We start from the raw sequence: 20,257 nt of genomic DNA, 5'->3' as shown, positions 1-20,257 counted from the left end.
GCGCTCGCCCGTCGTCGTCATCCCCCGGGGTGGCGCGTGGGGCGAGCGCGTCGCCCTGGCCGCTCGGGCCCGCGGGCTCGACCCCCGGGTCGTGCCGCTCATCGCGACCGAGCCGCCGCTGGATCCGGCACCGCTGGACCGTGCCGTCGCGCGGCTGGTCGCGGCCACGAGCGACCGGTCGGACTCGCCTGCTGACGGCGTGCGAACCAGCATCGACGGTTACGCATGGATCGTCGTCACCAGTGCGACCGCGGTGACGGCCCTGGCAGGCCTCGTCCCCGGCCTCCCGTCCGGTGTCCAGGTGGCGGCAGTCGGCGAGGCGACGGCTCGGGCCGCGCGTGCTGCTGGCTGGCGCGTGGACCTGGTGCCGGACGACGCGTCGGCGGCGGGCCTGGTGGCGGCACTGCCGCACATGGACGGCACCGTGTTGTTCCCCCGGTCCGAGATCGCCGCGCCCACCCTGGTCGACGGCCTGCGCGCACGCGGGATCGACGTCGACGACCCGGTCGCGTACCGTACCGTGGGGACCGGCGACGAGCCGGTCGTCCTCGACGCGGTGCCTGGCGCGGTGCTCGTGACGAGCGGCAGCGTCGCCCGCGAGGTCGCCCGCCGGATGACCCCGCTCGACCCCACGACCCTGGTGGCGTGCATCGGGCCCGGGACCGCCGCCGACGCCCGTGCCGCCGGACTCCCCGTGCACGTGACCGGAGCCTCGCGCTCCGCAGAAGCCCTCCTCGATGCCGTCGTCGAGGCCCTCGACCCCTCCACTCCCGATCAGGAAGGCCACCCGTGACTGGACGCTTCCCCCAGGTCCGCCCGCGTCGACTGCGCGCGACCCCCGCCATGCGACGCCTGGTGGCCGAGACCCGGCTGCACCCGGCCGAACTCGTGCTGCCGATGTTCATCCGCGAAGGCGCCACCGACGCCGTCGACATCTCGAGCATGCCGGGCGTGCAGCAGCACTCGCTCGACTCGTTCCGCCGGGCGCTCGTCGGGGCGGCCGAGCAGGGCGTGGGCGGAGTGAACCTGTTCGGCGTCCCCACTGCGAAGGACGCGACGGGGTCTGGCGCGACCGACCCCGACGGCATCCTGAACGTGGCGATCCGGGTCGCGAAGGCCGAGGTCGGTGACGCCCTGGTGGTGCAGTCCGACCTGTGCCTCGACGAGTTCACCGACCACGGGCACTGCGGCGTCCTGGCCGCCGCCGGCTCGGTCGACAACGACGCCACCCTGCTGCGGTACCGCGACATGGCGGTCGCCCAGGCCGAGGCCGGCGCCGAGCTCGTCTGCCTGAGCGGCATGATGGACGGCCAGATCGCGGCGGCCCGCGACGCGCTCGACACGGCCGGTCACAGCGGGACGGCACTGCTGGCGTACGCGGCGAAGTACGCCTCGGCGTTCTACGGCCCGTTCCGCGAGGCCGTCTCGTCCTCGCTCGTCGGGGACCGTCGCACGTACCAGATCGATGCCGCCAACGGGCGTCAGGGACTCCGCGAGGTCGCCCTCGACGTCGACGAAGGTGCCGACATCGTGATGGTGAAGCCGGCGATGAGCTACCTCGACGTGCTCGCCGAGACGGCCGCCACGTCGCCTGTCCCGGTCTGGGCCTACCAGATCTCGGGCGAGTACGCGATGATCACCGCGGCCGCGCAGAACGGGTGGATCGACCGGGACGCCGCCGCCATGGAGTCCCTCGTCGGCATCAAGCGCGCCGGGGCGGACGCGATCCTGACGTACTTCGCCGTGGACATCGCACGCAAGCTGAACCAGGAGGCCGGGCTCCGCACCTCCGGCACCACCGCCGACGTCCCCGGCATCGCATCGACCGGGAAGGCCCCCGAATGACCGCCACAGCCACCGCGACCAACGACCAGCTCTTCGGCCGCGCCAAGAACAGCATCCCGGGCGGTGTGAACTCGCCGGTCCGCGCGTACGGCTCGGTCGGCGGGACGCCTCGCTTCCTGGTGTCGGCGAAGGGCCCGTACGTCACCGACGCCGAGGGGCGCGAGTACGTCGACCTGGTCGCGTCGTGGGGCCCGGCGATCCTCGGGCACGCGCACTCCGGCACGGTCGAGGCCGTCCAGCAGGCCGCCGCACGCGGGCTGTCCTTCGGGGCGTCGACCCCCGGCGAGACCGAGCTGGCCGAGCTCGTGAAGCAGCGGGTCTCGGTCGACGGCGACGGCCCGATCGAGAAGATCCGCATGGTGTCCACCGGCACCGAGGCGACCATGACCGCGATCCGTCTGGCACGCGGCTACACCGGCCGCGACCTGCTCGTGAAGTTCGCCGGCCACTACCACGGCCACTCCGACTCCCTGCTGGCGGAGGCCGGCTCGGGCGTCGCGACGCTGGCGATGCCGGGCAGCGCGGGCATCACCGCCGAGACCGCGGCCCAGACGCTGGTGCTGCCCTACAACGACCTCGACGCCGTCCGGGCCGCGTTCGACACGCACTCCGAGCGCATCGCCGCCGTGATCGTCGAGGCCGCCGCGGCGAACATGGGCGTGCTGGCCCCGGACCGTGGGTTCAACCGCACGCTGGCCCAGATCACCCAGTCGCACGGTGCGCTGCTCATCGTCGACGAGGTCCTGACCGGGTTCCGCGTCGGCTCGGCCGGGTGGTGGGGGCTCGAGGCCTCGCGCACGGTGCCGGACGGCGCCGGCTGGAAGCCCGACATCATCACGTTCGGCAAGGTCATCGGTGGTGGCATGCCGCTCGCCGCGCTCGGTGGCAAGCGCGAGGTCATGGACTTCCTCGCACCGCTCGGACCCGTCTACCAGGCCGGCACCCTGTCCGGGAACCCGCTCGCGGTCGCTGCGGGCATCGCGACGCTGCGTGCGGCGACGCCGGCCGTGTACGAATCCCTGAACCGGACGGCGGCGGTGATCTCGTCCGCGACGAGCGAGGCACTCAGTGCCGCCGGTGTCGCACACACCGTGCAGCACGCGGGCAACCTGTTCTCCTTCGCGTTCACCGACACCGCGCCGCGCAACTACGACGACGTCCGCGCGCAGGAGACCTGGCGCTACGCCCCGTTCTTCCACGCCATGCTCGACGCCGGCGTGACCCTGCCGCCGAGCGTGTACGAGGCCTGGTTCGTCACGGCCGCGCACGACGACCGCGCTGTCGACCGGGTGCTGCAGGCGCTGCCCGCCGCGGCGCGCGCGGCCGCGAGCGCGCAGCCGTAGACCGGCGCACGCAGCGGACGGGAGGCCCGTGGCGCGACCGTCACGGGCCTCCCGTCCGTCGTGCGGACCGGTCAGTCGGGCCGCACGGCTCGCCGTGCGTGCCAGCGGCCCTCGGAGCGGACGATCGCGAGCGGGAAGTCGAAGGCGTGCGACACCGCTGACGACGTGATCACCTGGTCGGCATCCCCCTGGGCCACGACGGCCCCGTCCCGCAGCAGCATCGCGTGCGAGGTCGACGCCGGCAGGTCCTCGAGGTGGTGCGTGACCATCACGCTGCCGAGGTCGGGGTGGCGGTGCCGGAGCGCGTCGACGGTCTCGAGCAGGTGTTCGCGTGCGGCGACGTCGAGCCCGGTCGCCGGCTCGTCGAGCAGGAGCAGCTGCGGGTCCGCCATCAGCGCACGGGCGATCAGCGCGCGACCCCGCTCGCCCTGCGACAGCACCGGCCAGCGGGCGTCCCGGCGTGCGGTCAGCCCGACGTCGGCGACGTGCTGGTCCGCGCGCTCGAGGTCGTCGGCGGTCGGTTCCCACCGCGGCATCAGGTCGGTCGTCCCGGTGCGCCCGGTCAGGACGGTCTCGTGCACCGTCAGCGGGGTGAGCATCCGGTGCCGGGGGTCGACGTGCGCGATGTGCTCGCGGAGTTCCCGGACGTCGACACGGCCCAGGCGACGTCCCAGGATCTCGACCGACCCGGCGGTGGGGTGCCCGGTGGCCCCGAGGACTGCCAGCAGCGTGGACTTGCCCGCGCCGTTCGGTCCGAGGAGTGCCCAGTGCTCGCCTCGGCGCACCGTCAGGTCGACGTCGTGCAGCAGGTCCCGGCCGGACCGGGTGACGCGGACGGCGGTGGCGCGGAGCAGGACGTCGGACATCACTCCATCGTGCCGTACCGCGCGCGGACCTCGGCGACGTGGGCGTCGATGTGCAGGCCGTACGCGTGCATGGCCGCGGTGGCGACGTCGGGGTCGCGCTGGTGGACCGCGTCCGTCGCGAGCTCGAGGAAGTCGTCGAGCGCGAACTGTCGGAAGGCCGTGCGGTCCTCCATGATGTACGCGGTCCGGTCCAGGGCGATGCGGCCCGAGTCGCGCAGGAACGAGTTGCCGAGTCGGTCGACGCAGGACCGCGCGAACGACAGCAGTGCGACGACGTAGCCGAAGTCGCGCGCGCGACCGAGACGGCCGATCCGGCGCAGGGTGGCGACGGCCACCGCGGCGTCCGCGTCGGACAGGTCGGCGACCATCCGTCGGAACGCGGCCTCGAAGACGCCGGTCGCGACCTGGACGGAGTCCTGCCAGTCGCGCAGGTCCGGTGTGCGGACGACCACGGTGTCCTGCGTGCCGGGGACAGCCCGCAGCAGGCTCATGAGCTCGAGACGACGGACGATCGGCACCAGGCGGGCGGCGGGCAGGTGGAACCGCCGGGCGAGGTCGCGCATCGAGACGGGTTCACCGGCCGACCACGTCCCGTCGCGGACTGCGCCGAGCACGTCGAACCACGCGGCATCGGGCTCGTCGTCCACCAGCACGGTCGCGTCCGTCGCCGGCGCGGGGTTCCGGAGCACGTCCGGGTCGTCCGTCCCGGTCGCCGCCGCCACGTCCGTCAGGTGGTCGGGCCACATCCGCGCCAGGACGTGGACGGCCTGCTGGGCGCTGACGACGTCAGCACGCTGGACAGCCCGCGAGGACGCCGCGAGCCAGCGGTCGATGCCGTCGACCCGCCACCGTGGCGACGGGTCGAGGCCGTACCGGTACTGCTCCAGCGTCCGGTGCAGCAGTCGTCCGACGAAGTGGTTGGGCGTCTCGTCAGCCCAGAAGGCGATGGTGGCGAGCATCGACGTGTCCAGCCCGTCGGAGCGCAGTCGGACGTCGCGGTCGGCCGCGGCGACGAGCTCCCGGTACCGGCGCGCCTGGTCGGGAGTGAGATCCGGCACCGTCGCTCGGAACGCGATCTCGAGCAGGTCGAGCACGGCCCAGCTGCCCTCGGCCCACCGCTCGGGCGTGAGGGGCTCGAACCGCACGGTCGTCGGGCCCGTGCGACGCGCCAGACCGAGGTACACCAGGCGGAAGAGGGCGCCGCGCAGCTCACCGAGACCCGCGTCGACGCGGTGTTCGAGCTCGAGCTCGTCGTGGTCGGTCCCGCGCTCGAGACTGCCCTCGCGGATCGCGGCGAGCAACCGACGGTAGGTGCCCTCGAACGGCTGTGGGTCCGCGTCCTCGCCGACGGGCAGCATGGTCAGGCGCGCGCGGCGCGGACCGACTCGATGTGCTGCTCGAAGTTGCGGGTCAGGGCACGGCCGGCTTCGGCAGCGGTCTCGCCGTCGCGCTCCGGCAGGGCTTCGCGCAGGATCGAGAAGAACGCCTCGGACCCGTACTGCTCGAAGGCCGGCGTCGGGTTCAACGTGAAGCGCACGCGTTCGAGCGCACCCTGGGCCGCGTTCTGGACGAGCGGGTTGCCGGAGTGGGCGATCGCGAACTCGACGATGTCGGTCACGGCGCCGCTGAAGCCGTTGTCGCGGACCTTGCGGAGTCCGTCCGCCCGGTCGAGCAGCCGCTCCAGGGCATCGGCGTCGTCCTCGGAGTACTCGGGGACGCCCCACCGCAGGCTGAGCTCGAAGAAGCCCACCATCGCGCGGGTCGCGGTCACCCAGTCGTCGAGCGTGGGGGTCGCGACCCGGGTGTACCGGTTCGCCTCCATCTCGACCAGGCCGATGTCGACGAGCTTCGCGATCGCCTCGCGGATGGGCGTCCGACTGACGCCGAGCCACTGCACCAGTTCGTCGTCGTTGAGCCGCTCACCGTGCTGCAGGGTGCCGTCCCGGAGGGCGGCGAGCATCTTCTCGTAGACGACGTCGCGCAGGAGCTTGCGGGGCGAGGTCTCGACCGTGGACTTGGGGACCGGCATCAGGAACTCCACTCAGTGGCGCGTGTGTGACATGCCGATCCTAACGTGTTGATGTGCAAGCGCTTGTGAAATGCGGTGCGACTGCATCTCAGCGGCGGACGTCGACGATCGTGCGTCCGTGCACCCGTCCGGCGACCACTTCTGGGCCGACCGCGATCGCGTCGGACAGCGTGACCGTGCGCGTCACGTCGGTGAGCAGCGCGGGGTCGAGTTCAGCGGCGAGCAGGTCCCAGGCCTGCCGGCGGAGCGCAGCCGGGGCGTCCACCGAGTTGATGCCGAGCAGGGAGACCCCGCGCAGGATGAAGGGCAGCACGGTGGTGTGCAGCTCGACGTCCTGCGCCAGGCCGCACGCCGTCACGGCCCCGCCCCACCGGGTCGACGCGAGCAGGTTCGCCAGGGTCGCTCCACCGACGCTGTCCACCGCGCCGGCCCAGGTCGCCTTCTGCATGGGCCGGCCGCGGTCGCTGAGCGTGGCACGGTCGACGACGTCCGTCGCACCGAGGGCACGGAGCGCATCGGCGTTCCCGGTGCGGCCCGTCGACGCGGTCACCCGGTACCCCCGACCGGCCAGCAGGGGGATCGCGACCGACCCGACGCCGCCGGAGGACCCGGTCACCAGGACCGGCCCGTCGGTGGGGTCCACGAACCGCGCGAGGGCGAGCACGCTGAGCGCGGCGGTGAACCCGGCGGTGCCGATCGCCGCCGCGAAGTCGTCGCCGACGCCGTCGGGCAGCACGACGAGGGCGTCGGCGGGCACGACGGCCCTGGTCGTCCAGCCGCCGTGCCGGTTCTCGCCCGCGCCGGCGCCGTTGAGCACCACGCGGTCGCCGATCCGGACCTGGTGCACGCCCGGTCCGACCGCGGCCACGGTGCCGACGACGTCGATCCCGGGCACGAGCGGGTCGATCCGCGCGACGCCGGGGTCGCGAGCCAGGGCGAGCCCGTCCTTGTAGTTGACGCTCGAGTACACGACGTCGACGAGGGCCTCGCCCTCACCGGCGTCCGGGACGTCGACGTCGGTGACGGTGGGGGCGGCGGAACTGGAGACGAGGACGGCGCGGGTCACGCGCCGAACGCTACCCGCGCCTCCAGGCCGTGGACCGGGCTGACCGGCCCGAACCGGTGCGTCAGCCGAACAGGATCGCGGCCTCGTCGAAGCGCGACTGCGGCACGGTCTTGAGCTCGCCGAGCGCGTCCGCGAACGAGACGTGCACGATCTCGGTGCCGCGCAGCGCGACCATGCGTCCCCAGCGCTCCTCGACGACGGAGTCGACCGCGGCCAGCCCCAGGCGCGTCGAGAGCACCCGGTCGTAGGCGGTCGGCGTGCCGCCGCGCTGGATGTGCCCGAGGGTCGTCGCGCGCGTCTCGATGCCCGTCATCTCCTCGATCAGCGGTGCGAGGCGCTCGCCGATGCCGCCCAGCCGCGGACGGCCGAACGCGTCGAGGCCGCGCTCGGAGTGCGCGTTGTCCTCGTGGTCGGGGACGAAGCCCTCGGCGACGACGACGAGCGGGGCCCGTCCGCGGTCGTACGCCGACCGCACCCAGGCGGCGATCTGCGCGAGCGAGGTCTTCTGCTCGGGGATCAGGATCGCGTGCGCGCCCGCGGCCATGCCGGACTGCAGCGCGATCCAGCCCACGTGCCGTCCCATCACCTCGGCGACCATGCAGCGGGAGTGCGACTCGCCGGTGGTGCGCAGGCGGTCCATGGCCTCGGTCGCGATCTCCACCGCGGTGTCGAAGCCGAACGTGTAGTCCGTCGCGCCGAGGTCGTTGTCGACGGTCTTCGGGACACCGACGATCTTCAGCCCGGCGTCGGTCAGGCGCTTCGCTGCCGCAAGGGTGCCCTCGCCGCCGATCGCGATCATGGCGTCGATCCCGTGGCGCTCGAGGACGCGCTGGATGTTCTCGACGCCGCCCTTCTCGCCCTCGAACGGGTTCGTCCGGCTGGTGCCGAGGATCGTGCCGCCCTGCTTGGCGATGCCCTGGATGTCCTTGCGGCCGAGCGGGACGATGTCGCCCTCGACGACACCGCGCCAGCCGTCCCGGAACCCGACGAACTCGTACCCGTGGATCGCGATGCCCTTGAGGACCGCGGCCCGGATCACCGCGTTGAGTCCGGGGCAGTCGCCGCCGGACGTGAGGATGCCGATGCGCATGGGAACTCCGTTGTCGGGTGGGTGGGACAGGACCCATCTTGGCCGACGGTGGTTTCGCTTACCATCCCTGTCATGCAGCAGGTCCGTCTCGCCCCGCGTCCGTCAGGGGACACCCGGCTCGACACGGTGTACCGACCAGCAGGACCCGTGGACGTGGCCGCGACGCTCCGGCCCCTGCAGCGCGGCTCCGGCGACCCGGCCTTCCGCGTGGTCGGGTCGGACGTCTGGCTCGCCCTGCGGACGCCTGACGGCCCGGCGTCGGTGGCGATCCGCCAGGCCGGCGACACGATCGCGATCTCGGCGTGGGGCGACGGCGCCGCGTGGGCTGTGCAGCACGGGCCCGACCTGGTCGGCCGCGGGGACGACTGGAGCGACCTCGACGTGTCGGGGCACGGGTTCCTGGCCGACGCGCGGCACCGGCAGCCCGGGCTCCGGCTGTGCCGCACGAACACCGTGGTCGCGATGCTCGTGCCGGCGGTCATGGAGCAGAAGGTCACCTCGCGTCAGGCCTGGGGTGCGTGGCGGTACCTGCTCCGTCGCCACGGCACGCCTGCACCCGGTCCCGCCCCGGCCGGCATGGTGGTGCCGCCCTCCGCCGACGAGTGGGCGCGGATCCCGAGCTGGGAGTGGCACCGCGCGGGCATCGAACCGGGACGCTCGGCCACGGTCATGCGGGCGGTCCGGGTCGCGCCGGCCCTCGAGCGGACCCTGGCGCTCGGCCGTGGTGGATCCGTCGTCGCCGCGCGGCTGCAGACGATCCCGGGCGTCGGGGTGTGGACCGCAGCCGAGACGACGCAGCGGTCACACGGCGACCCGGACTCGCCGAGCGTCGGTGACTTCCACGTGCCCGCGCTCGTCGGCTGGGCGCTGACGGGCGGGCCCGTCGACGACGACGGCATGCTCGAACTGCTCGAGCCCTGGCGCGGTCACCGGCACCGGGTCGTCCGGCTGATCGGCGGCAGCGGCTTCCGCAAGCCCGCCTTCGGTCCGCGCATGACGATCCAGGACCACCGGCACCACTGACGGGTCGGACGCCGGCCGGTCGGAGACCCGGGTCGGACGCCGACCGGTCAGAGACCCGGGTCGGTCGGGCCGAGCGCGTCCTGGACCCGCGCGCTGACGGACCGCAGCGTGTCCGCGTCCCCCGCCACGGGCCTCCAGAACAGCTGCTCGAGTGCGGCGGTGTGTGCGCGGATGCCGGCGAGCACCGCGCGCCGACCGTCCGGGGTCATCACGACCCAGCTGCCGCGCCCGTCGGTGGGGCAGTCGGAGCGCTCGACCAGCCCGCGGCTCACCATGCGCGTGACCTGGTGGCTCACGCGCGACTTCTCCCAGCCGATGCCCGCGGCGACGTCGCGCACGCGCAGGCGGTGGTCCGGCTGCCGGTGCAGGCCGATCAGGATCTCGAACTCCGGGATCGAGATGCCGGCGCCCTGCTGCACGGCGTGGTCGAGGGCCCGGTCGAGCCGGCGCCAGACGTCGTGGTAGGCGTCCCACGTCGCCCAGTCGTGACGGTCGGCCCCCTGCTTCGGCATCCCCCCAGCGTATCCATCCGGGTCGCAGGTGGCGCATCGCTGACACGTCGCTGACTGTTGGCCCGCACCCGGCGCGCTCCGAGGTCGCGTCGGCCCCGCGGCATACGATCGGAGGATGCCGCGCGCCCGCCTCCAGGACTGTTCCGACGACGCCGCTGCCCTCGTACGACGGTGGCTCGCAGCGTCCGCGGACGTCAAGCCCGACCCCGGTGCGGCGCGGCTGGCCGATGTCCTCCGTGACGAACAGGGCCTGGACTTCACGCTCGGCTTCATCGACCGCGTGGTCCGCCCCGAGGACCCCCGCGTGGCCGCGCGGCACCTCGAGCAGCTCAGCCAGGGCGTGCCGGACGCGCTCGCCTGGTACCTCCGCGGCGCCGTGTCCCTCGGCGGCGGCTTCGCGACGATGGCACCGTGGGCCGTCATCCCCACCGCTCGCCGGATCCTGCGCCGCATGACCGGTCACCTGGTCGTGGACGCCGCCCCGTCGAAGCTCGGGTCGGCACTCGCCAAGCTCCGCGCCGACGGCACCCGCCTCGATGTCAGCCTGCTCGGCGGCCCGGTGCTCGGCAGCGCCGAGAGCGACCGCCGGCTGCAGGGCACCATGGACCTTCTCGCCCGCGACGACGTCGACCGCGTCTCGGTGGCCATCGGCACCGTCGTGCCGCAGTCGGCACCGTGGGCGTTCGAGGAGACGGTCGCACGCGCGGTCGACCGACTGGTCCCGCTGTACCGTCTGGCGGCGTCCGCCCCGACGCCCAAGACGATCACGCTCCACCTCGACGAGCACGGCGACCTCGACCTCGCCGTCGCGGTCTTCCGGGCCGTCCTCGACCGGCCGGAGTTCCTCGGGCTGCACGCCGGCATCGTGCTGCAGGCGTACCTGCCCGACAGCGCCGGGGCGCTCGAGTCCCTGACGCAGTGGGCGCTGACCCGGCGGGCGCACGGCGGCGCACCGATCACGGTCCGGCTGGTCAAGGGCGCGCACCTGGCTGCGGAACGCGTCGACGCGATCCTGCACGACTGGCCCCTCGCCACGTGGGGCAGCAAGCGTGAGACCGACACGGCCTACCTGCGCATGCTCGACGCCGCGCTGACGACCGAGCGCACGGACGCCGTCCGGATCGGCGTGGCGAGCCACAACCTGTTCGACCTGGCCACCGCGTGGGTCCTCGCCCAGCGCCGCGGGGTCACCGACGCCGTGCACGTGGCGATGCTGCTCGGGATGACGGCGACGCACGCCGACGCCGTCCGCGCCGAGGTCGGCGACCTGGTGCTCTCGACCCCGGTCGTGCACCCGGACGACTTCCGCGGGGCGATCGGGTACCTCGCCCAGCGACTGCAGGAGCACGCCGGCGGCGACAACGCCATGTCCACGGCGTTCGAGATCGGCCACGACCAGGCCGCCCTCGACCGCGAGCAGGCACGGTGGACGGCCTCGGTCGACGCCCTCGACGCCCCCGTGCCGCCGACCAACCGCACGCAGGACCGTCGACTCTCCCCGGGCGACCCCATCCCGCGCGACGCCTTCCGGAACGCCCCCGTCACCGACCCGACGCTGCCCGCCAACCGGCAGTGGGCCGCTGACGTGCTCCGGCGGGTGCCCCGTTCGCAGCTCGGCGCGCAGACGATCCGCGGGTCGCGAGTGCTCGACCGCACCAAGCTCGAGCGGATCGTCCGCAGCACCGCCCAGGCCGGCGTCAACTGGGGGCGGCAGGACCCGGTCGACCGCGCCGAGCTGCTCGAGCTCATCGGGCACGAGCTCGAGGGCCGCCGCGCCGACCTGGTCGAGGTCGCCGTCGCCGAGACCGGCACCACGCTCACCGAAGCCGACGCCGAGGTCAGCCGGGCGATCGACTTCGCGCACCACTTCGCCGACCGCGCGCGGCACCTGGTGGACGTCACCGGCGCGACCTTCGTCCCGCCGCGCCTGACCGTGGTCGTGTCGGAGTGGACAGAGCCAATCGCCGGACCTGCGAGCGGCGTGCTGGCGGCGCTCGCCGCGGGCAGCGGGGTGCTGCTCAAGCCGGCACCCCAGGCCAAGCGGTCCGCAGCCGTCGTGGCCGACGTCCTCCACGACGCCGGGGTCCCGCACTCCCTGCTCCAGCTCGTCGACCTGGACGAGGACGTCCTCGGCCGCCAGCTCATCGCGCACGCGGCGGTCGACCGGATCGTGTTCTCCGGCGCTGCCGACACCGCCCGGTCGTTCACGTGGTGGCGTGCCGGGCTGCCCCTGACCGCGGCCACCGGCGGCAGGAACGTCGTCGTCGTGACCCCGTCAGCGGACGTCGAACTCGCCGTCCGGGACATCGTGCGCTCGGCCTTCGTCCACGCGGGGCAGCGCCCCGACGCCACGTCGCTCGTGGTGCTGGTCGGGTCCGTCGCCGAGAGCGAGGGGTTCCGCCGACAGCTCGTCGACGCTGCCCGGACGGTCCGCGTGGCCTGGCCGGACGACCCCACGGCGCAGATGGGCCCGCTCGTCGCCGAACCGACCGGTCCGCTCCTGCAGGCCCTCACCGAGCTCGAGCCGGGGGAGTCGTGGTTGCTGCAGCCCGCCCCGCTCGACGACTCCGGCCGGCTCTGGTCGCCGGGCATCCGCGACGGCGTCCGTGCCGGCAGCGACCGTCACCAGACCGACCACGCGGTGCCGGTCCTCGACCTGATGCACGCCGAGACGCTCGACGACGCCATCGCGATCCAGAACGGGACCGACCACGGGCTCGTCGCGGGGATCCACTCCCTCGACGTCGACGAGGTCGGGGACTGGGTGCAGCGGGTCCGCGCGGGCAGCCTCGTCGTCAACCGCGGCACCACGGGCTCGGTCGTCGGCCGGAGCCCCCTCGGCGGGTGGAAGCGCTCAGCGGTCGGCACCGGAACGAAGCCCGGTGGCCCGATGTACGTCGCGACGCTCGGCCGCTGGGAGCCCACACCCCGCACGGTGCACAAGAGCATCCAGTTGCACGGCTTGTCCCAGCGCGTGACCGCGGTGATCGAGGCGGCGCGCAGCGGGCTGTCGTTCGAGGAGTTCGACCAGGTCCGCGCCGGAGCCACCAGCGACGTGCAGGCCCGCGCGGCCGAGTTCGGCGTCTCGCACGACCCGGCCGGGCTGGTCGTCGAGCGGAACGTGCTGCGCTGGCGGCCGCAGTCCGTCATCGTGCGCCAGGCCGAGGACGCGTCGAACGGCGACCTCGTGCGCGCCCTCGTCGCGGCCACGGCCAGCCGCGCGCACGTGCTGCTGAGCACGTCGCGGCCGTTGCCCGCGCCGCTCACGCAGCTGTTCGCGGCACGCCGGTCGCCGCTCGACGTGGTCGACCACCTGGTGGAGTCGGACGAGGAGTTCCTGCGCCGCGCCGCCTCGGGCGCGGTGTTCCAGGACAACTGGTCCGACCCCGACGACGAGCCGCAGGACGCGATCGACCTCGTCCTCTCCCAGGGTCGCGAGCGTCCCGCGCACACGGTGTTCGGTGGCCCGGGAGCCCGCGTCCGGCTCATCGGCGGCGACGCCCTGGCACTCGAGGAAGCGCTGGGCGCGAGCATCGACGTCGCGGTGTTCGCCGCGCCCGTCGTCGAGGCCGGCCTGATCGAGATGCTGCCGTACCTGCGTGAGCAGTCGGTGTCGATCACCGCCCACCGGTTCGGCGAGGTCGACTCGGAGTTCAGCCACCTGCGCGTCTGAGGAGCGCGCGCAGGCCGCTCGTGTCCGGGACGACGTCGGGTTCTCGTTCGGCGCGCCACCTGCCCACCAGTTCCAGCGCGCGCAGCGCGGTCCCTGGGACCAGCGGGCTGGCCGTCAGCGCCGCCACCTCGGCAGCCCGTGCGTCCCAGGGGGTCGGCAACGGGTGGTGGTCGGTCCCCGTGGCGGCGTCCGCGGTGCGCATCGACTCGACCAGGGCCTCCCGTCCGATGCCCAGCACCAGGTGGAGGCCGATGAGGAGGTTGCCCCGCCCCAACCGCACCGCGGCGAGTGCCGCGTCGAAGCGGACGGCGAGGTCCGCCGGGGGTGTCGGCAGCACCACGTCGGCGCCCTCGACCGCCAGGTCGACGAACCGCCCGTCGGCGGTGACCAGCCGGACTCCCGCGCCGGACGCCTGCCATGCCCAGAGGCGCGCACCGAGCAGGCGCTCGACGTCGAGCGGCCCCCGCGTCCCGACGCGCACGTCCAGGTCACTCCAGCCGTCGGTCCGGCCAGTCGTGACCGACCCGTAGGGTTCGACCGCGGTGAGCAGCGGCGACGCGCGCAGCCGGTCGAGCAGGTCCTGCCGCCAGTCGTTCATGCCCCACTCCTCTCAGCGGTCCATGAGGATCATGCACTTCCCTGGCCGGATGCTCCAGGACCGCACCCTCGTGGCCGACGGCCTCCGCAACGCCCGCGACCTCGGCGGGCTCCCGCGTCGCGGGGGCGGCACGACGCCCGTCGGCCGGTTCTTCCGGTCCGAGTCGGTCGACCACCTCACCGATGGCGGGTGGGACGCGGTCCACGGGGCGGGCATCCGGACGGTCGTGGACCTGCGCACCCCCTCCGAACGTGCGCGGGACACGACCCCCCGTCCGTCGTGGCTGTCGACGGTGGCGGTCGACCACGACGACCTCGAGGACACGGCGTTCTGGGACGACTTCTGGGCGAACGGCCTGGTCGGCACCCCGCTGTACTACGGGCCGCACCTGGACCGGAAGGCGGACCGGACGGGCGCAGCACTGCAGGCGATGGCTCGCGCCGCACCGGGAGGCGTGCTCTTCCACTGTGCGGGCGGTCGCGACCGGACGGGCATCGTCGCCCTCGCGCTGCTGACACTCGCCGACGTGGAGCCGCAGGCCATCGTCGACGACTACCTGCTGACGGTCCGGACCTCGGACGCCCTGTTCGCGTCGATCGGCAAGCCGGGGCAGGAGGCCCGCATCGAAGCGCTCTGTGCGGAACACGGGACGACCGTCGCCGACGCGTTCCGCGCGGTCGTTGCCGGTTTCGACGTGGACCGGTTCCGGGCGCGGTCCGGTCTCGACGCGGCCGACCTGGAGGCCCTGGGCACCTTCCGCGACCCCGTCACCTGAGTGACGTGGTCGCGTCGGCGCTCGGGCTCAGTCCTCGGTGTCGCCGCGGTCCTCGTCCTCGACACCGGTCTCGTCCATGCGGTCGCGCAGGTGGTCGGCCATCGACGCGGCACCCTCGTGTCCGTGGTCGTGGTTGACCTGCTCGATGAGGCCCGAGAGCTTCTCGTGGTTGGTGGCATCGGTGGCGCCGTCCATGACGGGCTCGGTCTGTTCTGCGTCGTTGCTCATGCGACGGAGGCTACGCGGCGATCCGGGGAGCGTCTCGGGGTTCAGCCGGTTGACGCCCGAAGTGGGGTACCGACCTGTCTGTCCCCCTAAGGGCGGACCGGGTACAGTCGTCATCAGCGAGCCACCCCCGATCGGCGGGTCCCCTGCCCCCGAGGCTCGTGAGAGCGTCGACGCTCCGGCTCTTGAGCGTCCCCTGTGCTCGAGCCGGAGCGCGACCGCCCATCGCCGGAGCCGCAGAGCATGCAACCAGGCAGCGCGCCCGATCGGTCCGCGTGCTGCCGGTCAGCGCTTGCGGCCGGACCGCGCGCTGCCGGTCAGCGCTTGCGGCCGGACCGCGCGCTGCCGGTCAGCGCCTGCGGCCGGACCCGACCAGGGCGACCTCGGCGATCGCCAGGGCCAGCGCGATCACGAACTGACCGACGGCGACGCGGCGCCACCGCCGTCCCACGAACATGAGCGGCAGCATGGTGACCGCGTGCGTGGCGTCCACCGCCGCCCCGAGGGTGTGCGCGTCGCCGGAGCCAGCCCGCGAGAGCACCCCGGCCTGCACCAGCTGCCGGACCCCGAGGACCCGGTGGAACGTCGCGGTCGCCGGGTCGGACCCCGCGCGGATCAGGTGCAGCGCGCCGAGCACGGCACGGGCTCCCTCGACGACGGTCGCGCTCCGGCGTCGGTCGCGTGCGCGGGTCATCGCCGACGCCCGATGGCCAGGGCTGCTGCTCCCGCGACGCCGAGTGCCGCACCGAGCAGCCCGTTGCCGAGCCGGCGGTGCTCCACCCACCAGGTCTGCGGGGACCAGGCGTGGGCGCTGTCGTCGAACACACCGTGCGCGCCGTGGTCGCCGGCGACCGGCTCGTAGAGGTTCGAGGGGAGCGACTCCCCGTCCTTCTCGGCGATCTGCTGGCCGGACACCAGGGTCTTCGCCGCGTACCAGTCCGCGAACCGACCGCTGATGCGGTTGCCGAGGATCGTGTACACCGTCGACTCGCCGACCCAGGTCCGACGACGCGGTCGCTCGGCCGTGGCGGCGATCGCGCGCGCACCGACCTCGGGCTGGTAGATCGGGGCGACGGGCTGCGGGTGGTGCGGCAGGTTCGACTTCACCCAGTCGAACTGGATCGTGTTGAGCGCCGGCATGTCCACGCGGGACACCTGCACCTTGCTGCCCTGCTCGATGAGCTCGGAGACGACGGACTCGGTGAACCCGACGATCGCGTGCTTCGCGCCGCAGTACGCCGCCTGCAGGGGGATGCCCCGGAAGCCGAGTGCCGAGCCGACCTGGATGACCTGCCCGCGGTCGCGGGGGACCATCCGCGACAGGGCCGCCCGCGTGCCGTTCACGAAGCCGAGGTACGTCACGTGCAGTGCGCGCTCGAAGTCCTCGGGTGCGGTGTCGAGGAAGCGGCTGAACACCCCGACCATCACGCCGTTCACCCATAGGTCGATCGGACCGAGTTCGGCCTCGATGCGGTCAGCCGCCGCCTCGACGGCTTCGCGGTCGGAGACGTCCACCGACAGCGCGAGACCCCGCCGCCCGGCTGCCACCACCTCAGCGGCTGCGGCGTCGACGCCCTCCTGGCCGCGGGCGATCACGGCCACGTCCCACCCGCGCGCCGCGAGTTCCCGCACCGTCGCCCGTCCGAGTCCCGCTGATCCACCGGTCACCACTGCCACACGTGTCATCTGCCCGTTGTACCGGTGCTGCCCCCGGACGACCTCAGGCGCAGCGCCCCGTGGACCACCGGACGGGCAGACTGGACCGGTGGAGACGCACGACCAGGACGAACGCGAACCGGCGCCGCCGAGCTGGGTGCTGCGGACGCCGACCCGGCAGCGCGAGGTCTGGACGCTGCCCGCACTCGCACTCGTGCTCGCCGTGGTGTTGGTCACCCTTGCGGCGCTGTTCGGCGACCGACTCACGGCTGTCGTCGGCATCGTGACCGGTGGCCTCGTCGCCGGAGGTGCCGTCGCGCTCGCGGTCGCCGGTCTCCACGCGTACTCGGAGCAGTCCCGAGCCGCGTCGTGGCGGCTCCACGTGGTGCGCGTCGTCGTCGGGTTCGGCACGGCGACGATCATCACGGCCGGCGGTCTGATCGCGGGAGCGTCCGTCGGCACCGCGGCGGGCGTGCTCGGAGCCGGTACGCAGGTCTTCCGGAACGCACGATCGGTTCCCCGGCTCGATCGTCTCGTCGCCGCGGTCACTGCGTTCGTGATGGCGGTCACATCGGTGGTGCTGGTCCTGCTCGGGATCCTGCTGCCCGCGGTGCCCCACCACCGCGCGTCGGTGTGGGTGGGCGGAGGATGGGTGGTCGCGGTCGTTGCCGCGGCCATCGCGGTGGTCCAGTTCCGCGCCGCGTCCCGGGCACCGCGCGACTGACGGTCGACGCACCTTCCGCCCTGACCACCGGTGGAACGACATCCGTGCTGTCGTGCGACATCGGCGATGTCGTTCGGGCGGCGGCGTGCAGCCGGGGCGACAACTGCGCTGTCGTACGACATCGGTCCTGTCGTACGACATCGGTCCTGTCGCACCAGCACCCGCCCGACCGGCCCGACCCGCAGCACCCGCCCGCAGCGCCCGACTCAGCGCCGTCCGGCCCCGAAGCGCGTGGTCACCCCCGGCGAGTACAGCACCGAGTCCGGCTCGAGCTCCGTCAACGCGAACGGCAGCCCCGCAGCGCCCACCAGGTCGTCCCGCAGCGACACCACCGACGCCCGGTGCAGTGCCCACGACGCGTGCTCGTTCGGCCAGAACCGCGTCGCACCCGCCCGGTGCACGTGCATGCCCCACCGCGCCGTCAGGAAGGTCTCGAGCGCGGTCGGCTCCGCGACCTCCGGCCCGACCTGCACGTCGAACATCGACCGCAGATGGGTCCCGTGCCGCCGCATCGCGTACCCGACCCGCCCGTCGCCCGTGCGCATCTCGGCGTTGGCCCACCAGTACGGCAGGCCGGTCGCGACGCGCGCTCCGACCGTCGGCAGGAGCTTCCCCGCGTCGAGGGACAGGAACACCACGCCCCGCCGTCCCTGGTCGTCCCGCGTGTAGACGCGCACGTTCACCTCCACGAAGTCACCGATGCGCCCGGTCCGCCCCAGGGCGCCGAGCGGCGGGAACCGCGTGTCCGTGAACCGGAAGCCGATCAGCCCGACCCAGGTGGTCGCGTCGTCGTCCGTGCCGTCGAGCGCCATGGTGTCCGGCCGCGTGCCGGCCGGCAGCAGCGGCGCGACGGCCGACGCGTCGACCCGCCAGTGCACGAAGACCACGTCGAGCCAGTCCTGCGAGATCCACGGGCGCCCGGTCAGGTCCGGTGCCGCGGCCGTCACGGACTGGAGGACCGGTTCGCTCCCGCCGACCCGGCCGGCGGTCACGACCCGCTCCGGTCGTCCAGGTGGGTCGCGACGGACACGTCGTCCCACCCCTGCTGCGGGGTGTCGCAGGTGTCGCGGAAGACGTACTGCGACGGCCGCTTCCGTTCGCTCGACGTCCAGTCGATCGCGGGTCGTCGACGCTCGGGCGGGAGGTACCCGATCCGGTACACGGCCATGAGCTCGAGTTCCGACGGCACGCGCAGCAGGTCCTCGATCTCGGCCCAGGCGCCCGGTGTCTCCATCGGGAACGACACGAACTGGATGCCGAGGCCGAGCTCGGTCGTGGCGAGCCAGACGTTCTCCATCGCCGCACCCATGCTGAACACCGAGTAGAAGCCGGAGAGCTCCTCCTTCCGGTACTCGTGCCGGTCGAGCATCACGCCGAGCAGCAGCGGGGAGCCGGCGACGAGCTTCCGGTTCTCCTCGCCGAGGGTCTGCGGCACGCGCAGGGTGTTCATCAGCAGCTGCCCGCGCCTGGTGAAGACCTGCTTGGTGAACGGCTTGAGCGGACCGGGCAGCTTGTCGAAGAGCATCCCGTCCCGGCGCTCGTCCATCTCCTGCTGGCTGAACCGGAAGTACGGCTTGTAGCGCTGGAAGAACGTGCCCTCGGCCATCGTGCGGGTCATCGAGCGCCCGCTGATCTCCGCGACCCGGTCGATCGTCGTCCGGTCCTCGACCAGGACGAAGCGCCACGGCTGGCTGTTGAGCTGCGACGGAGCCCGACCGGCCAGCTCGACGAGCAGCCGCTGGTGCACCTCGGAGACGGGGTCGGGCAGGAACGCCCCGTTCGTGGTGCGTCGCCGCCGGATCGCTTCGAACAGTTCCACCGTGTGTCCTTCCTCGCGTCTCAGCGCCGCGCGAGCAACGCCCCCAGGTAGGACGGTGCGGCGGCGACCGCGACGCTCCAGTGTGCTCTCGACCTCGGGTCCGTGCGTGGAGCGACCGCCAACGGGACGAGTGCCGGCAGCAGGAACAGCGCCGACCGTGAGCGGGTCCACAGCGGGGTGGTGGCCGCGACGCCCGTCAGGGTGGCGGTCACGACGAACAGGCCGTGGTGCACCACCCGGAGCTTCTTCGTCCGGATGACCCCGACTGCGACGGCGGTACCCCACAGGCAGTTGGTGACGTAGGCGATCGACGCGGCCGCGACCAGACGGCGGGCGGGACGCGATCCTGCGTGCGTCGGGCCGGGCCTCCAGGACGTCGAACGGAACCGGGACACGGCGGTGACCTACGCGGACTCGCGCGAGACCAGGCGGGAGAGCACGATCGCGCTGCGCGTGTGGTCGACCTGCGGCGCGAGCCGGACGCGGTCGAGCGCTTCTTCGAGCGCGGGGAGGTCCTTCGAGCGCATGTGCACGACGGCGTCGGCGCTGCCGGTGACCGTGCCAGCGTCGACCACCTCGGGGACGGAGTCGAGCAGCGACCGGAGTTCGTCGGGGGAGACCGTGCCGCGGCAGTACAGCTCGACCCAGGCCTCGGTGCCGCGGTCCTCGACCGCGGGGTCGACCTTGATCGTGAAGCCGCGGATCACGCCGTCAGCGACCAGACGGTCGACGCGGCGCTTGACGGCCGACGCCGAGAGCCCGACGACCGACCCGATGTCGCCGTACCCGGCGCGGGCGTTGTCCCGGAGTCGATCCAGGATGCGGTGGTCGAGCGAATCCATTGCCGCAATGCTACGCGTGGTTTCTTGCGAGGAGCCCGGCTGCACGCACGAAACGTGCGCGCGTCCACAGGCTCCGGGCCTCGGGCGTTCCCTAGACTGAGCCTCGGCGTCGACCTGGTCCGCCGCGGTACCGGTGAGTGAGCCTGCATCTCACCGAGATCACCTCAGGAG

Annotated in this window: 21 protein-coding genes; 7 read left to right on the top strand and 14 right to left on the bottom strand. The window is 73.3% G+C overall.

Translation table 11 applies throughout. The features are described 5' to 3' along the window. Positions 1-19 precede the first annotated feature (19 nt). Genes ASG04_RS16710 through hemL form a run of 3 tightly spaced genes read left to right on the top strand, consistent with a single transcriptional unit; the run spans position 20 to position 3,188 of the window. Positions 20-793: a uroporphyrinogen-III synthase gene (locus ASG04_RS16710; protein ID WP_082518322.1), complete on the top strand. Its 774-nt coding sequence runs from the start codon at positions 20-22 to the stop codon at positions 791-793. Next, complete coding sequence (gene hemB / locus ASG04_RS16705) at positions 790-1,845, top strand: porphobilinogen synthase (protein ID WP_268750909.1); 1,056 nt, start codon at positions 790-792, stop codon at positions 1,843-1,845. The genes ASG04_RS16710 and hemB overlap by 4 nt, the downstream gene beginning before the upstream one ends. Then, the gene (gene hemL, locus ASG04_RS16700; protein ID WP_056126608.1) at positions 1,842-3,188 is read left to right on the top strand and encodes a glutamate-1-semialdehyde 2,1-aminomutase; all 1,347 of its coding nucleotides are present in this window, start codon (positions 1,842-1,844) and stop codon (positions 3,186-3,188) included. Before hemB ends, hemL begins: the two co-directional genes overlap by 4 nt. A gap of 71 nt (positions 3,189-3,259) precedes the next feature. Here the strand turns inward: hemL and ASG04_RS16695 are convergent, their stop codons facing one another. The 5 genes from ASG04_RS16695 to ASG04_RS16675 form a co-directional block, all read right to left on the bottom strand. Further along, positions 3,260-4,054 carry an ABC transporter ATP-binding protein gene (locus ASG04_RS16695; protein ID WP_056126607.1) on the bottom strand — a complete coding sequence of 265 codons (795 nt, stop codon included), beginning with the start codon at positions 4,052-4,054 and terminating at the stop codon, positions 3,260-3,262. Continuing rightward, positions 4,054-5,412, bottom strand: coding sequence for a hypothetical protein (locus ASG04_RS16690; RefSeq protein ID WP_056126605.1), 1,359 nt, complete (start codon positions 5,410-5,412; stop codon positions 4,054-4,056). Before ASG04_RS16690 ends, ASG04_RS16695 begins: the two co-directional genes overlap by 1 nt. A 2-nt stretch (positions 5,413-5,414) precedes the next feature. Next, positions 5,415-6,083, bottom strand: coding sequence for a GntR family transcriptional regulator (locus ASG04_RS16685; protein ID WP_082518338.1), 669 nt, complete (start codon positions 6,081-6,083; stop codon positions 5,415-5,417). 88 nt (positions 6,084-6,171) lie between these two features. After that, positions 6,172-7,149, bottom strand: a complete 978-nt coding sequence (locus ASG04_RS16680) for an MDR family oxidoreductase (RefSeq protein ID WP_056126601.1) — start codon at positions 7,147-7,149, stop codon at positions 6,172-6,174. A gap of 61 nt (positions 7,150-7,210) precedes the next feature. Further along, complete coding sequence (locus ASG04_RS16675) at positions 7,211-8,239, bottom strand: 6-phosphofructokinase (protein WP_056126599.1); 1,029 nt, start codon at positions 8,237-8,239, stop codon at positions 7,211-7,213. 72 nt (positions 8,240-8,311) lie between these two features. Here ASG04_RS16675 and ASG04_RS16670 point away from each other — a divergent pair, with 72 nt between their 5' ends. After that, a complete protein-coding gene (locus ASG04_RS16670; protein WP_056126597.1) occupies positions 8,312-9,262 on the top strand; it encodes a DNA-3-methyladenine glycosylase family protein in 951 nt (316 codons plus the stop codon). Between the two features lie 47 nt (positions 9,263-9,309). On the opposite strand, the gene ASG04_RS16665 is transcribed toward ASG04_RS16670, so the two are convergent. Beyond that, positions 9,310-9,774, bottom strand: a complete 465-nt coding sequence (locus ASG04_RS16665) for a MarR family winged helix-turn-helix transcriptional regulator (protein WP_056126596.1) — start codon at positions 9,772-9,774, stop codon at positions 9,310-9,312. A 115-nt stretch (positions 9,775-9,889) separates the two neighbouring features. Between ASG04_RS16665 and ASG04_RS16660 the strand changes: the two genes are divergently transcribed. Continuing rightward, positions 9,890-13,447 carry a proline dehydrogenase family protein gene (locus ASG04_RS16660; RefSeq protein ID WP_056126594.1) on the top strand — a complete coding sequence of 1,186 codons (3,558 nt, stop codon included), beginning with the start codon at positions 9,890-9,892 and terminating at the stop codon, positions 13,445-13,447. On the opposite strand, the gene ASG04_RS16655 is transcribed toward ASG04_RS16660, so the two are convergent. Beyond that, a complete protein-coding gene (locus ASG04_RS16655; protein ID WP_056126592.1) occupies positions 13,428-14,045 on the bottom strand; it encodes a hypothetical protein in 618 nt (205 codons plus the stop codon). The genes ASG04_RS16660 and ASG04_RS16655 overlap by 20 nt on opposite strands. Before the next feature lie 49 nt (positions 14,046-14,094). Between ASG04_RS16655 and ASG04_RS16650 the strand changes: the two genes are divergently transcribed. Next, on the top strand, positions 14,095-14,820 hold the full coding sequence (locus tag ASG04_RS16650; RefSeq protein WP_056126589.1) for a tyrosine-protein phosphatase: 726 nt from the start codon (positions 14,095-14,097) through the stop codon (positions 14,818-14,820). Positions 14,821-14,847: 27 nt separating this feature from the next. Here ASG04_RS16650 and ASG04_RS16645 read toward each other — a convergent pair whose 3' ends face one another. The 3 genes from ASG04_RS16645 to ASG04_RS16635 form a co-directional block, all read right to left on the bottom strand. Further along, the gene (locus ASG04_RS16645) at positions 14,848-15,048 is read right to left on the bottom strand and encodes a hypothetical protein (protein ID WP_056126587.1); all 201 of its coding nucleotides are present in this window, start codon (positions 15,046-15,048) and stop codon (positions 14,848-14,850) included. A 346-nt stretch (positions 15,049-15,394) separates the two neighbouring features. After that, on the bottom strand, positions 15,395-15,739 hold the full coding sequence (locus ASG04_RS16640; RefSeq protein ID WP_056126584.1) for a hypothetical protein: 345 nt from the start codon (positions 15,737-15,739) through the stop codon (positions 15,395-15,397). Further along, complete coding sequence (locus tag ASG04_RS16635) at positions 15,736-16,731, bottom strand: SDR family oxidoreductase (RefSeq protein WP_056126582.1); 996 nt, start codon at positions 16,729-16,731, stop codon at positions 15,736-15,738. Before ASG04_RS16635 ends, ASG04_RS16640 begins: the two co-directional genes overlap by 4 nt. A 79-nt stretch (positions 16,732-16,810) precedes the next feature. Between ASG04_RS16635 and ASG04_RS16630 the strand changes: the two genes are divergently transcribed. Next, positions 16,811-17,425 (top strand): hypothetical protein, encoded by a 615-nt coding sequence (locus tag ASG04_RS16630; RefSeq protein WP_056126581.1) that lies wholly within the window; start codon positions 16,811-16,813, stop codon positions 17,423-17,425. A gap of 206 nt (positions 17,426-17,631) precedes the next feature. Here ASG04_RS16630 and ASG04_RS16625 read toward each other — a convergent pair whose 3' ends face one another. From ASG04_RS16625 to ASG04_RS16610, 4 genes are read right to left on the bottom strand one after another with little or no spacing between them, the layout of a single operon-like run. After that, on the bottom strand, positions 17,632-18,417 hold the full coding sequence (locus ASG04_RS16625) for a YqjF family protein (RefSeq protein WP_235515580.1): 786 nt from the start codon (positions 18,415-18,417) through the stop codon (positions 17,632-17,634). Continuing rightward, on the bottom strand, positions 18,414-19,244 hold the full coding sequence (locus tag ASG04_RS16620; protein ID WP_056126579.1) for a nitroreductase family protein: 831 nt from the start codon (positions 19,242-19,244) through the stop codon (positions 18,414-18,416). Before ASG04_RS16620 ends, ASG04_RS16625 begins: the two co-directional genes overlap by 4 nt. 20 nt (positions 19,245-19,264) lie before the next feature. Further along, positions 19,265-19,639, bottom strand: coding sequence for a hypothetical protein (locus tag ASG04_RS16615; RefSeq protein ID WP_056126577.1), 375 nt, complete (start codon positions 19,637-19,639; stop codon positions 19,265-19,267). Positions 19,640-19,648: 9 nt separating this feature from the next. Further along, positions 19,649-20,086, bottom strand: a complete 438-nt coding sequence (locus ASG04_RS16610; RefSeq protein WP_056126575.1) for an Lrp/AsnC family transcriptional regulator — start codon at positions 20,084-20,086, stop codon at positions 19,649-19,651. Positions 20,087-20,257 lie beyond the last annotated feature (171 nt).

The organism is Curtobacterium sp. Leaf183 (assembly GCF_001424385.1).
GTDB lineage: Bacteria > Actinomycetota > Actinomycetes > Actinomycetales > Microbacteriaceae > Curtobacterium.
The sequence above is the reverse complement of the archived record's forward strand: the minus strand, read 5'-3'. Positions and strand labels throughout refer to the sequence as shown.

What these genes read in the sequence shown, in the direction of transcription:
- ASG04_RS16660 (WP_056126594.1), top strand. Translation starts at nt 9,890, where the DNA reads ATGCCGCGCGCCCGCCTCCAGGACTGTTCCGACGACGCCGCTGCCCTC.
- ASG04_RS16675 (WP_056126599.1), bottom strand. Translation starts at nt 8,239, where the DNA reads ATGCGCATCGGCATCCTCACGTCCGGCGGCGACTGCCCCGGACTCAAC.
- ASG04_RS16610 (WP_056126575.1), bottom strand. Translation starts at nt 20,086, where the DNA reads ATGGATTCGCTCGACCACCGCATCCTGGATCGACTCCGGGACAACGCC.
- ASG04_RS16665 (WP_056126596.1), bottom strand. Translation starts at nt 9,774, where the DNA reads ATGCCGAAGCAGGGGGCCGACCGTCACGACTGGGCGACGTGGGACGCC.
- ASG04_RS16695 (WP_056126607.1), bottom strand. Translation starts at nt 4,054, where the DNA reads ATGTCCGACGTCCTGCTCCGCGCCACCGCCGTCCGCGTCACCCGGTCC.
- ASG04_RS16690 (WP_056126605.1), bottom strand. Translation starts at nt 5,412, where the DNA reads ATGCTGCCCGTCGGCGAGGACGCGGACCCACAGCCGTTCGAGGGCACC.
- ASG04_RS16685 (WP_082518338.1), bottom strand. Translation starts at nt 6,083, where the DNA reads ATGCCGGTCCCCAAGTCCACGGTCGAGACCTCGCCCCGCAAGCTCCTG.
- ASG04_RS16640 (WP_056126584.1), bottom strand. Translation starts at nt 15,739, where the DNA reads ATGACCCGCGCACGCGACCGACGCCGGAGCGCGACCGTCGTCGAGGGA.
- ASG04_RS16645 (WP_056126587.1), bottom strand. Translation starts at nt 15,048, where the DNA reads ATGAGCAACGACGCAGAACAGACCGAGCCCGTCATGGACGGCGCCACC.
- ASG04_RS16635 (WP_056126582.1), bottom strand. Translation starts at nt 16,731, where the DNA reads ATGACACGTGTGGCAGTGGTGACCGGTGGATCAGCGGGACTCGGACGG.
- ASG04_RS16650 (WP_056126589.1), top strand. Translation starts at nt 14,095, where the DNA reads ATGCTCCAGGACCGCACCCTCGTGGCCGACGGCCTCCGCAACGCCCGC.
- ASG04_RS16670 (WP_056126597.1), top strand. Translation starts at nt 8,312, where the DNA reads ATGCAGCAGGTCCGTCTCGCCCCGCGTCCGTCAGGGGACACCCGGCTC.
- ASG04_RS16655 (WP_056126592.1), bottom strand. Translation starts at nt 14,045, where the DNA reads ATGAACGACTGGCGGCAGGACCTGCTCGACCGGCTGCGCGCGTCGCCG.
- hemL (WP_056126608.1), top strand. Translation starts at nt 1,842, where the DNA reads ATGACCGCCACAGCCACCGCGACCAACGACCAGCTCTTCGGCCGCGCC.